This window comes from Bradyrhizobium sp. USDA 4532, assembly GCF_024171315.1.
GTDB classification, from domain to species: domain Bacteria; phylum Pseudomonadota; class Alphaproteobacteria; order Rhizobiales; family Xanthobacteraceae; genus Bradyrhizobium; species Bradyrhizobium australafricanum.
On record NZ_JALJZN010000001.1, the window covers coordinates 2,824,979 to 2,837,325 of the forward strand.

At 62.5% G+C, this 12,347-nt stretch carries 9 protein-coding genes; 5 read left to right on the forward strand and 4 right to left on the reverse strand.

Going from position 1 to position 12,347, the window contains the following annotated elements:
• Positions 1-5 precede the first annotated feature (5 nt).
• Positions 6-2,561 (forward strand): glycosyltransferase family 2 protein, encoded by a 2,556-nt coding sequence (locus J2R76_RS13605; RefSeq protein ID WP_076833272.1) that lies wholly within the window; start codon positions 6-8, stop codon positions 2,559-2,561.
• Here J2R76_RS13605 and J2R76_RS13610 read toward each other — a convergent pair.
• Positions 2,502-5,078: a glycosyltransferase family 2 protein gene (locus tag J2R76_RS13610; protein WP_244558970.1), complete on the reverse strand. Its 2,577-nt coding sequence runs from the start codon at positions 5,076-5,078 to the stop codon at positions 2,502-2,504. The two genes, J2R76_RS13605 and J2R76_RS13610, sit on opposite strands and share 60 nt — an antisense overlap.
• Between J2R76_RS13610 and J2R76_RS13615 the strand changes: the two genes are divergently transcribed.
• On the forward strand, positions 5,077-6,384 hold the full coding sequence (locus J2R76_RS13615; protein ID WP_057020237.1) for a UDP-glucose/GDP-mannose dehydrogenase family protein: 1,308 nt from the start codon (positions 5,077-5,079) through the stop codon (positions 6,382-6,384). The genes J2R76_RS13610 and J2R76_RS13615 overlap by 2 nt on opposite strands.
• A gap of 135 nt (positions 6,385-6,519) precedes the next feature.
• Here the strand turns inward: J2R76_RS13615 and rfbD are convergent, their stop codons facing one another.
• Both rfbD and rfbC read right to left on the reverse strand, forming a co-directional pair.
• Positions 6,520-7,431: a dTDP-4-dehydrorhamnose reductase gene (rfbD, locus tag J2R76_RS13620; RefSeq protein WP_076833270.1), complete on the reverse strand. Its 912-nt coding sequence runs from the start codon at positions 7,429-7,431 to the stop codon at positions 6,520-6,522.
• The gene (gene rfbC / locus J2R76_RS13625) at positions 7,431-7,985 is read right to left on the reverse strand and encodes a dTDP-4-dehydrorhamnose 3,5-epimerase (RefSeq protein ID WP_028331576.1); all 555 of its coding nucleotides are present in this window, start codon (positions 7,983-7,985) and stop codon (positions 7,431-7,433) included. The genes rfbD and rfbC overlap by 1 nt, the downstream gene beginning before the upstream one ends.
• Positions 7,986-8,094: 109 nt before the next feature.
• On the opposite strand from rfbC, the gene rfbA reads away from it, so the two are divergent.
• From rfbA to J2R76_RS13640, 3 genes are all read left to right on the forward strand, one after another.
• On the forward strand, positions 8,095-9,006 hold the full coding sequence (gene rfbA, locus J2R76_RS13630) for a glucose-1-phosphate thymidylyltransferase RfbA (RefSeq protein WP_018270712.1): 912 nt from the start codon (positions 8,095-8,097) through the stop codon (positions 9,004-9,006).
• The gene (rfbB, locus tag J2R76_RS13635; protein ID WP_057020236.1) at positions 8,996-10,063 is read left to right on the forward strand and encodes a dTDP-glucose 4,6-dehydratase; all 1,068 of its coding nucleotides are present in this window, start codon (positions 8,996-8,998) and stop codon (positions 10,061-10,063) included. The genes rfbA and rfbB overlap by 11 nt, the downstream gene beginning before the upstream one ends.
• Before the next feature lie 168 nt (positions 10,064-10,231).
• Positions 10,232-10,798, forward strand: a complete 567-nt coding sequence (locus tag J2R76_RS13640; protein ID WP_225161215.1) for a hypothetical protein — start codon at positions 10,232-10,234, stop codon at positions 10,796-10,798.
• A gap of 116 nt (positions 10,799-10,914) precedes the next feature.
• Here the strand turns inward: J2R76_RS13640 and J2R76_RS13645 are convergent, their stop codons facing one another.
• The gene (locus J2R76_RS13645; RefSeq protein ID WP_057020235.1) at positions 10,915-12,159 is read right to left on the reverse strand and encodes a glycosyltransferase family 92 protein; all 1,245 of its coding nucleotides are present in this window, start codon (positions 12,157-12,159) and stop codon (positions 10,915-10,917) included.
• Between the last annotated feature and the right edge of the window lie 188 nt (positions 12,160-12,347).

Genomic DNA, 12,347 nt, shown 5'->3' on the forward strand with positions numbered 1-12,347 from the left:
GCCACTTGACCGCCGCCGCGCGCAGGATCGCCTTTACGTCCAAAACGCTCCACCACGTCGATCTCGAGCGGGCCGCTGTCGGGGCGCTCGAGGCGCGTGATTTCCGCCTGGCGTTCGCGCTCGCCGACCGCCGCTGCCGGATCCTGCCGCATCCGGGCGCTCGCGCCCATCTGCTGCGCGCGGAAGCGCTGTTTCATCTCGATCTCAGGGATGCGGCCATCGCCAGCGTGGCGAGGGCGCTCGAGCTCGAGCCGGACGATCTGGTCGCTGCCCGGCGAATGATGGCTCGGGGCGACGACCTTCAGCAGATCGAGGCGGCGCGAAGCGTCACGCGGCGTGATGACGATCCGGATTCGGTCAGGGCCGCCCTGCTGCTACTCGAACAGAGCGGCCAGGACAGCTGCGCCCGCATCGACTTTCTCGATGAAGAGGTGAAGGGATGGGTCACTTGGCGCGGGCCGGACGACCCGCACCTTTCGCTGGCGCAGGCGGATCAATCCAGCACGATCCAGCTTCCCGCCGATCCACGCCACAGATTCGCGCGTGACGGGCGACAGGCTGCGAGCTTCCGTCTGATCCGGCCCGCATCCGCGACCTCGCAGCGCCTGCAGATCACGCAGGCGGACCGGGTGATCGCAAGTGTTCAACTCCCGGCCAACCGCGTTCCGGATCATCGGACCGCACCACGCCGGCCGGCTCGCCTTCGAAACGGCGAACCTCCTCCACTCACCATCATCATCCCGGTATACCGGGATCTGGCCGCAACGCGAGCCTGCATCGACAGCGCGTTGAATGCGCTCGCCTGCACGCCGGGCTCGACCATCGTCGTCGTGGATGATGCGTCGCCCGAGCCCGACATCAAGCGCCTACTCAACGAGCTCGCCGCCGAGTTCCGCATCCGCCTCCTGACCAACGAGCACAATCTTGGCTTTGTCGGCGCGGTCAACCGGGCGCTCGGCGAGACCGGCGCCGGCGACGTCGTGCTGCTGAACTCGGACACGATCGTGCCGAAATACGCGCTGCAACGCCTGCGCAGCGCCGTGCAATCGACGCCGAGGGTGGGCACGGCGACCCCGCTGTCGAACAACGGCGAATACACCAGCTTTCCAATCCCGAACCGGTCAAATCCCCTGCCCGCGGTCGGCGAAATCGAATTGCTGGATGAACTTGCAGGCAGGGCAAATTCCGGGATTGCGATCGACATCCCCAACGGCATCGGGTTCTGCCTCTACATTACCCGCGAATGCCTCGACGCCGTGTGCGAGCTCTCCGACGACTTCTATCGCGGCTATCTCGAAGACGTCGACTTCTGCCTGCGCGCAGCGGAGGCCGGCTTCCGCAATGTGTGCATTCCTTCGGTTTTCGTCGGGCACGAGGGCTCGCGCTCGTTTCTGGGCGAGAAGCGTTCGCTCGTGATGCGAAATCTTCGCGTTCTCGAACACCGTTACCGGCGCTATGCGACGGACTGCGCCGCATTCCTGCTTGCCGATCCACTCCGCGATTGCCGCGCCGCGCTTGAGCTCAAGCTGCTCACGAACCAGCAGGTCGCCGCCGGCCCATCCGTCATCCTCTGCGGCTCGTTCGCCGGCCGCGCAATTGCCATCAGGCGCTGCCGGCAGTTGGCGGCAGAGGATCAGCACGGTGTGGTCGTGCAGATCCGCTCCGAGGGACAACGCCAGCTGGCTGCGATGTTCGATCCGGATGGCGGAGCGCCGCAGTCGATCGTACTCGACGTTGCGACGCCTGAGGGCCGCGAAGCTCTTCTGAAGTCTCTCGCCGATCTCGGAATCCGATCGCTCGAGATCGCAGAGCCGAACCGCATTCCCGGCGCATGTCTGGCGCAGCTCACGCAACACTTTGCCTACGACCTCCTGATCACCGACACCGCGCTTGCAACGCGCGCGGCGGTTGGATCAGGCGTTCATCCGGACTGGGCAAGCCTGGTCGCCGGGGCGCGGCGCGTGACTGCGATCGATGACCACGGCGCGGCCTTTTCGGAAGGGGTTCTCGGCCTGCAAGCCGTGAGGCTGAGCGACCCGCCCGCGCCGCCGGCGCTGTATCCCGCCGCGAGCGGCCCCGCGCGTCTCGGCCTGCTGGTCCTGCACGCCAACGCCGCGGAATTTCGCTTCATACGAGCGTTGAGCGATCAACTGGCCGACGCCGACCAAGACGTCGAGATCATCGTGCTGGGAAGTACCCTCGACGATCTCAAGCTGATGCAGCGCACCAATGTCATCGTCACCGGCGATATTGTCGTCGACGACGTCGCCACGCTCATCCAAGGTCACGGCATCACGAAATTGGTTCTCGACATCGGCAAACCGGCGTTTGGCCATCCGTTGGTGGACGCGCTGCTGGCAACCGGCCTGCCGATCGCCGTGACGGAATGGAGTCCAACTCGTCCGGGACGTGGCCGAAGCACGGACCTGCAGCTGCAGCCAGGCTTTGATGCCGATGCAACGATTGCTGCCGTACGCGACTGGGCGGTCGATGACGTCCTGCTACAACCCGATCGGAGGAGCGGTCGACACCGGCGGCAGGTTGGCACGCGGCTTCCATGATCGCGGCGGCCATGCAAGCGAGGAGAACGGCGTCGAATCCAGCCCCAGCAGTGGGCTGTAATAGGGATCGTCGAGCAGCACCTCGCCCCATTTCGCGCGCAGGATCGACAGCTCGCGCCTGAAGCGTGCCCTGCGATCCGGCGCGGAATCGCGACCGCGGCTTGCCGATTCCAGATGAACGAGTTTCGCGTCCGGCGTGAACACGATCCGCTTTCCGAGCTGGCGCAGCTTCAGGCACAAATCGATATCGTTGAAGCTGATCGGAAAGCGGATCTCGTCCATGCCGCCGACGGCCACGAAATCGCGCTTGCGCATCAGGAGGCACGCCCCCGTCACCGCCGAACATTCGTGCGCCACCTGAAGCAAATCGCCATAGCCGGGATCACCATCCATCCGGTCGTTGAAGGCGTGCGCGGCCGAGAAATTGGCTCCCAGCACCACTCCGCCGTGCTGCACGACGCTGCTCGGCCAGAGCAGCTTTGCACCGACGGCTCCGACGTCGGGAGCCGCGAGCCGCCACAGCATCTCCGCCAACCAACTGTCGTCGAGCGCCTCGACGTCATTGTTGAGAAAGCAGATGTTCTCCGTGTCGACGCAAGCGACGGCGGCGTTGTTGATGAATGCGAAGTTGAAGGGCCCCTCGACCGAGATGACGTCGATTTCCTGCGCCGACAGGCTGTCCAGATAGTCCAGCGTTTCCGGCTCGGTCGAGCTGTTGTCGACGACAAGGATCCGGGCGTTCGTCTCATTTGCCGCCGGCATGACCGTCTCGATGCATCGCTTGAGCAGCTCGGCGCGATTTCTGGTCGGGATGATGATGGTGGTGCGCTCGCTCCAATCGACGGCGCGCTTGACCTGAACAGCCGGAAGAAGACCCGCTTTCCGAGGCTCGACATTGGCCTCGATGCCGGCTCTGGCAAAATACGCCTTGCTCGCGGCGACCAGTTCGGAGGTTGCGGCCGATGCATCAATCCGCGGCAATGCCGCAATCGATCCCGGAAGATGATAGGTTCGATCCGGCTCCGCGCAGCAAAGGAAGATGTCGTAGAGCGACGTCGCCGATCGCAGCGCTTCCACGGCAGGCTCCCGACGCACCGCAAAACAATACGCCCCATAGCCCTGCTCGAGCGCGCGTTCGAGATCGAATGCGGAGAACGCCAGCGGCCAGACAGCGCCGGCGCCTGCAGCGACCTCGACATCGCCATAGACCATATCGCAGCCAGGTTCGGACGCGAATAGATCGGCGAAGCGCTGCAAGGCGTCTTCCGCGAGGATCGTTCCGCTCAGACAAAACACAAAGAACGCACTGCCAGCGGCATCGCCGTCGACAAACTCGCGCGCTGCCATCGGATCGAATTGACTGAACGCTCGCGCCGGCAGGGACACCGCCGACCAAGCGGAGTGCCGTTGGGCTTCGAGGCTTTCGATGCTCTCGTCCACCCTGACATCGCCGATCAGGACGACTGCCGCCTCGGATACAACATCAGACTGTTCAGATTGTGTCGTCGGCGAGAAGCGCTCTTTCCAGCCGCGATAGGCGTGAAACGGCATCGAGGCCGGCAACACTCGGTCGAACAGCTCTCCACGAAGCCGCTCGCTATCCCAGCGCCCGAGATCCGCGAGCGTTTGCTCCAATCCGCGATCGAAAGCGACGAAGGAAATCGGCTCCGAGATCAGGCTCCGTCCCGAAATCGTCCGCGCGGATAGTCCGCGCATGCGACCGTCCGCAAAATGCTCGGGCAGATGAAAATCGATCCGGCGGCCTACGCCGAACTCGCCGCCCCGCGCAACGTTGGTCCACCCGGTCGGCTTCACGGTCATCACCGGGCGTTGCGCGATCAGGATTTCGATGTCCTCGTCGATGTCCTGAGCAAGCCAGCCTTCGAAGCGCAGACCTCCGACCCACTCGATATCGCCGATCCGGTGCCATCGCGCTTCCGGCGCAGCGACATCGCAGCGAATCGGAGCACCGACGGGAGTGCCGATATTTGCCAGCCTTGCCTCAATGATCCCGGCGTTCGCGCTGACCTGATCCTGCACGTTGAACGTAAAGCCAAATCGAGCGTCGCCGATCCCGACGTCGGCAAGCTCTGTTACGAACTCGTCACACAATGATGACATGTATGGCTCGCCGTCGACGAGCAGGTCGACAGTGTAACGCCGGCCGAGATCGGCGCGATCATAGACAAACCCGGAGAACGTCGTGCGATCGGATCTGGAGAACCGCGTTTGCAACGACGCGTATTCAGCTCCTGAGGGCTTCTGCTTGCTAATCGTCTTCATGCTCATGTCCACCCTCAAACGGCAGCTCGAATGTCGGTCGATTTCAAGTTGAGAATGTGTCCATGGTGCGCCCGAGGTGACTAGCGGGCGCTCAGCTGCACTGGGGCGATCACCGTTTGCACAAAAAGCCGCCGACCTCCAACACAAACTATGCGTTATAAAACTTGGCGTTGTCGGCGCCAATTGTGCTAGTGCTAACTCCTCCTCTCCACACTGATCGACGAGCGGATTCATGAAGATTGCAATGGTTGGAACGGGATATGTAGGTCTCGTGTCCGGAGCGTGTTTTGCCGATTTCGGCCATCAGGTCGTTTGCGTCGACAAGGACGCCGGCAAGATCGAAGCCCTGAAGCGCGGCAAGATCCCGATCTACGAAACTGACCTCGATAAGCTCGTCGACACCAACGCCGCGGCTGGACGGCTGACCTTCACGACGGAGCTCGCGGGCGCCGTCGCGGACGCCGATGCCGTGTTCATCGCTGTCGGAACGCCCTCGCGGCGCGGCGACGGCCATGCGGACCTGAGCTACGTCTATGCTGCTGCCAAGGAGATCGGCGCGGCGCTCAAGAAGTTCACCGTGGTGGTGACCAAGTCGACCGTGCCCGTGGGCACCGGCGACGAGGTTGAACGCCTGATCCGCGAAACCAATCCCGACGCCGATTTCGCCGTTGCGTCGAACCCCGAATTCCTCCGCGAAGGCGCCGCAATCCAGGATTTCCGCCATCCCGACCGCATCGTCGTCGGCACCGAGGACGACCGGGCCAAGAGGGTGATGGGCGAAGTCTATCGTCCGCTCTATCTGAACCAGGCGCCGATCCTCTATACCGCGCGACGCACGGCGGAATTGATCAAATACGCCGCGAATGCCTTCCTTGCCACCAAGATCACCTTCATCAACGAGATCGCCGATCTCTCCGAGAGGGTCGGGGCGAACGTGCAGGAGGTCGCGCGCGGCATCGGGCTCGACAACCGGATTGGAACCAAGTTCCTGCATGCCGGCGCCGGCTATGGCGGTTCCTGCTTCCCGAAGGACACCCGTGCGCTGTTCAAGACCGCGCTCGACCACGACGTCCAGCTGAAAATCGTCGAGGCCACGCTGACCGCGAACGACAACCGCAAGCGCGCGATGGCGCGCAAGGTCGCCAACGTGCTCGGCGGCGAGCTGCGCGGCAAGACCATCGGCGTGCTCGGCCTGACCTTCAAGCCCGACACGGACGACATGCGCGAGGCGCCCTCGATCCCGCTGATCAACGGCCTGATCGACTTCGGCGCCAAGGTTCGTGCCTACGATCCCATTGGCATGGAGCAGGCGCGCAAGGAATTGCCTGAGATCGAGTACTGCAAGGATGCCTATGAATGCGCGCGCCAGGCCGATGCGCTGGTGATCGTGACCGAGTGGCGCCAGTTCCGCGCGCTCGATCTCAAGCGCATCAAGCAGGAGATGAAGCATCCGGTCGTCGTCGACCTGCGCAACATCTACCGTCCGGACGAGATGGCCGCGCACGGCTTCACCTACGACAGCATCGGTCGGCCGCGCTGAGCGCTCGCGCCTGGCAACGATAGCCGCCGGCCCGTTCAATCCTGGAGCCTTGGTTCTGATCAAATCAGAACCAAGGCTCTTTTCTTGTCTGACGCGTTTTCTTCACGCGCACCGGCATCCGCTTCCGAAGCGGCCCTAAGCGTGGGCGGGCGCGCCGAGCTGGACAAACGCATCCAGTTCGCGCGCCAGCGCTTCCTGCCAGGTCGGCATCGCCACGCCGAACTGCGCCTTCAGCCGCGACAGATCCAGCCGCGAATTGCCCGGACGCATCGCCTTGGTCGGGAATTCGGCCGCTGCGATCGGAGCGATGTTCTCGACCGCCAGCGTGACCCCGCGGGACCTCAGCCCGCCGACAATGGCGGTTGCGAAGCCGTGCCAGCTGGTTTCGCCGGCGCAGACGAGATTGACGACACCGCCCCGGCGCGCGAGCTGATCGTGCAACGTGGTGAGGTTCGGCAGGACGATGCCGGCGACCGCACCGGCGATCGCTGATGCCGTGGTCGGCGCACCGATCTGATCGGCCACGATCCGCAGCTCCTTACGCTCGCCGGCGAGCCGCGCGATGGTGCGCAGGAAATTCGTACCCTTTGCGGCATAAACCCATGAGGTGCGCGCGATCAGATGCGCCCCGCCCGCCGCCTGGATCGCGACATCGCCGGCAAGCTTGCTGGCGCCGTAGACCGACAGCGGTTCGGTCGGGCTGTCCTCGCGCCACGGCCTGTCGCCCGAACCATTGAAGACGTAGTCCGTGGAGAAATGCACCAGCGGCACGCCGTTCGCTGCAGCCCATTTGGCGATCGCTTCAGGTCCCTTCGCGTTGACCAGGAACGCCAGCTCACGCTCGTCCTCGGCGCGATCGACGGCGGTATAGGCCGCCGGATTGATGATGAGATCGGGCTTCAGACTCTCAAGCTGGCTCGTCAGCATCTCCGGCTTCGACAGATCGAACTCCGCGGTGGGCGGCGCGATGATCGTGCCGTGGCTTTCCAGCAGAGGCTTGAGCGCACTGCCAACCTGGCCGCGTGTTCCCGTCAACAAGATCCGCATCAGATTTGTCCATAGGTCGGAAGGTTGCTGGCGTCGGCGAGGAGCGGCGCGTCCGCATCCTTGGCCGACAGCTGTGGCTTGTCGACGCCCCACTTGATCCCGATCGCGGGATCATTCCACCGGATCGAGAGCTCGTCCTTGGGGCTGTAGAAATCGTCGCACTTGTAGAAGAAGTCGGCGGTCTCCGAGAGCACCACGAAGCCGTGGGCGAAGCCGCGCGGCACCCATAATTGCCGGCGGTTCTCCTCGCTCAATTCGACCGCGACATGCTTGCCGAAATTCGGACTGCCGACGCGCACGTCGACGGCAACGTCCAGCACCTTGCCGCGCAGCACGGAGACGAGTTTGCCCTGGGTGACCGGGTTTTGCAGATGCAGCCCGCGCAGCACGCCATAGGCCGAGCGGGACATGTTGTCCTGCACGAACGGACGCGTGATGCCGTGCTCGACATAACGCGGAGACTGGTAGGTCTCGAGGAAGAAGCCGCGCTGGTCGCCGAACAGCTTCGGCTCGACGATCAGGACTTCAGGAAGCTCGGTCTTGATGACGTTCATCTAACATTTGTTCCAGTTTGACGCGCTTGAAATGTTAATTTCCTTCTCATAACAAACTTGTGCAGCGCACGCTATATGTTATGTTCTGATAGTCAAATTGTGAGGGACCATGAAAGGCATTATCCTTGCCGGTGGCACCGGCTCGCGCCTCTATCCGGTGACGACAGTCGTCTCCAAGCAACTGCTGCCCGTGTTCGACAAGCCGATGATCTACTATCCGCTGTCGACGCTGATGCTGGGCGGAATCCGCGATATCCTGATCATTTCCACGCCGCAGGACAAGCCGCTCTTCCAGCGCTTGCTTGGCGATGGCAGCGAGATGGGTGTCCGGTTCGCCTATGCCACGCAGGAGACCCCGCGGGGTCTTGCCGACGCCTTCATCGTCGGACGCGACTTCATCGGTGATGACTCCGTTGCCCTTGTGTTAGGGGATAACATTTTCTATGGCCACGGCCTGCCGAGCATGCTGTCGTCCGCCTCGATCCGCAAGAAAGGCGCCACCGTGTTCGGCTATGTCGTGAACGCGCCTGAACAGTACGGCGTGATCGAGCTGGACGGCACCGGCCGGGCGCTCTCGATCGAGGAGAAGCCGAAGCGGCCGAAATCCAACGTCGCGGTCACCGGCCTCTACTTCTACGACAATGATGTGGTCGACATAGCGGCCGGTATCAGGCCATCCCCGCGCGGCGAGATCGAGATCACCGACGTCAACAAGGCCTATCTCGAACGCGGCGACCTCTATGTCGAGGTGCTCGGCCGCGGCTTTGCCTGGCTCGACACCGGCACCCATTCCTCGCTGGTCGAGGCCAGCCATTTCGTCCAGATCCTGGAGCAGCGCCAGGGCCTGCGCATCGCCTGCCCCGAGGAGATCGCGCTGCGCCAGGGCTACATCTCGCTCGAGGCGTTCGCGAGGGTCGCACAGAAGACCGCCAAGAGCAGCTACGGCGAGTACCTGCTGTCGGTCTACCGCTCATTCCACGGCGAGCCGCGCGCGGCGGAGGTATTCAAACATGCGGTTTAAGGGATCGACGATCTTCGTCACCGGCGGCGCCGGCTTCATCGGCTCCGCCGTGGTCCGCCACCTGCTGCGCGACACCCACGCCCGCGTCGTCAACATCGACAAGCTGACCTATGCGGCAAACCTGGCCTCGCTGCCCCGTGCCGCCGAAAGCCTGAACTACACCTTCGAGAAGGCCTGCATCTGCGAGGCGCAGAACCTGCGCCGGCTGTTCGAGAAATATCAGCCCGATGCGGTGATGAACCTTGCCGCGGAAAGCCATGTCGACCGCTCGATCGACGGCCCCGGCGAATTCATCCAGACCAACATCGTCGGCACCTTCACGATCCTGCAGGAGACGCTGCGCCACTGGCGTTCGCTCTCGCCCGAGAAGCGCGACCGGTTTCGCTTCCTGCATATCTCGACCGACGAGGTGTTCGGTTCGCTCGGCGACGAAGGGCTGTTCACCGAGACCACGGCATATGCGCCGAACTCGCCCTATTCGGCCAGCAAGGCATCGTCCGATCACCTGGTGCGGGCCTGGCGCGAGACCTACGAGCTGCCGACCCTGGTGACCAACTGCTCCAACAATTACGGCCCCTATCACTTCCCCGAAAAGCTGATCCCGCACATGATCATCAAGGGGCTCGCCGGCGAGCCGCTGCCGGTCTATGGCGACGGCAAGAACATCCGCGACTGGCTGTTCGTCGAGGATCACGCCAAGGCGCTGACGCTGGTGCTGGAGCGCGGCGAGGTCGGCGAGACCTACAATGTCGGCGGCCGCAACGAGCGCACCAACCTGCACGTGGTCGAGAGCATCTGCGACCTGCTCGACGAGGTCGTGCCGGCCGCGGCAGGCCCGCGCCGCCAGCTGATCAATTTCGTCGCCGACCGGCCCGGCCACGACCGCCGCTATGCCATCGACGCCACCAAGCTCGAAACCGAGCTCGGCTGGCGCGCCGAGGAGAATTTCGAGACCGGCATCGCCAAGACCGTGCGCTGGTATGTCGACGAGCAACCTTGGTGGCGCGCCATCCTGGAGGGCGGCTACAAGGTGGAGCGCGTCGGCCTGAACCAGTAGTCGCCGGTCTTTCCAATCACCGGCGTGGATGGCCGCCAACAGGACGTCGAGAAGCGCGATGACGACTCAACCAGATATCATCGCTGCTTGACGAGCCGCGACCGCCTTCCGACGGTGGATTGGCAGCCACCCGCCAGACAACAACTCGAGAAACCACGGAATCCCGTCATGAACATCGCAATGGACGGTCAGGAACTGACACTGTTCAAAAGTTTCGTGGACCTCTCGACGCGGTATCTGGAATTTGGCTCGGGAGGAAGCACTTGGCTGGCCTGTCAAACCAAGAAGGAGTGGGTCATTTCCATCGATTCCTCCGCGGAATGGCTCGCCAACGTTGCCGACGCCACGGGCGACGCGAGCACCAAGCCTTTGCTGCTGCACGTCGATATCGGCAAGCTGCGCGAGTGGGGTTATCCCGTGGAAAAGGACAAGGAGCGCTCGTGGCCCGAGTATCACGAACGTGTCTGGGAGCGTCCGGAAAGCAAGACCGCCGACCTGTATTTCGTTGACGGCCGGTTTCGCGTGGCTTGCTTCGTACAGTGCGTGCTTCACGCCGCACCGGGAGCCTTCATCGCAATTCACGACTTCGAGAATCGTCCCCACTACCATTCGGTGCGGACGGTCGCTCGCGAAATCGCGCGCGCCAACAACATGTCGATCTTCCAAAGGCCGGCAGAGATTGATCTCGTCGCCGCACAGCAGTTGCTTGCGAAATACCGGCTGGAACCGCTGTAGCCGATCGCTGCGGCCAGAGTAGCCGATCGCGGCGATCAAGAATCACTTCAAGCACACGATCGGGCGCGCCGCCTGGCGCGCCCTCCTCCAGCGAGGACATCGCTGTTCCCTTGAATTCAGCCCTGAACCAGTTTCTTCAGCTCCGGAAGAAACCTCTGGATCGTGGCGTCTTCGACATCGTTGCGATCGCGCAACGTGAAGAATTCCATTGCGCGGATCTTTTCAGGATCTCCATCGCCGAGCGGCCTGCCCCGCTCACGCTTCTTCAGCAATTGCTGCCGCGACTTCGTGTAGTAGTGATTGATCACGAGCTTGTTCCGCTTCGGAGCAGTGCAGCGCCCGCCGATCGGGAAGACAGGCGCGCCGTCCTCGTGAACGTAGCAACCCAAGACAAGCGATTGATGGGGATGCAGATAGGACACGATGGTGTCAGGCCGCACGATTGACTTCATGATGAAATGATCCGGGAAATCGTCCGGAGCACGACGCGTGAAAGATTCGATGCACAGACCGGCCGGCCTCGCGTCGTGACCGTTCGACCCGAAGTTCAACCAATGCACCGCCACCGCCGGCGCCGGCCCGAGCTCGGTCAAGACGTCCTTGATGTTGCCGGCCTGCGTCGGAAACAGATACTCATCGGCATCGATGAAGGCGCACCATTCGGCACAATTGCGGTAGCTGTCGATCGCATGCGAGAACGCGCGCATCTGGCCGAATTCCCCTTCCACGAAATGATAGGTGATCATTTCCGGCCACGGGAAGGACTCGATCACGGCACGAGTATCATCAGTGCTGCCGTTGTCGTAGAGGTAGAAGTGATCAACGCCGACCAGTTTGTGGAAGTGTAGCCATTCCAGCAGATCGTCGCCTTCGTTCTTGATGGCGCACACCACCGCCAAGCCGTGCTTCTTCCGATCGACCCCGGCGTAGAGCTTCTTGGCCTCCATCACGCGCAGGAGGCCGGCAAACTCTCGCCGCAGATTTTCACTTTTCGGGGCCGCAATGAGCGCGGCAAGATAGACATCCTGCGCTTCATGGGCGGACCCCATATTGAGGGCCGCGATTGCCAGGCGATGCAACACCCGCGAGTCGGACGGCATCTGCTTGACGAGGTCGAGAAGGATTCCACGCGCTCCGGCGAAATCGCATGCCTGCACAAGCGCCGCCGCCTTTGCAAACTGGAATTCCTTGTAATCACCGAATTGCTGCTCCAACTGCTTGACCGATTGGATCAGCTCGTCGGGCTTCGGATTTGCGATCCGCCCGGAAAAGAAATCTCTAAGCCTTGTCTCGATCTCACTTGCTGGAAGCGTATCGAGATTCACGCCTGAGCTGAAACTAGACAATGCTGGAATTTCCATGTCCAACCTGAGCCGCTCCACGAGATCAACAAGCTATTAACATTGGTTCGCACCACGAATTCCCTATTAGCGCACATATCCTACAAGAATAAGGCTATAACACGCAGTGCTCACAATTAACTCTTGTAAGGTTATTTCGAGGAAAATCAATACAATAGAGCAAGGGGCTCGACGTCATTTGCACGAAA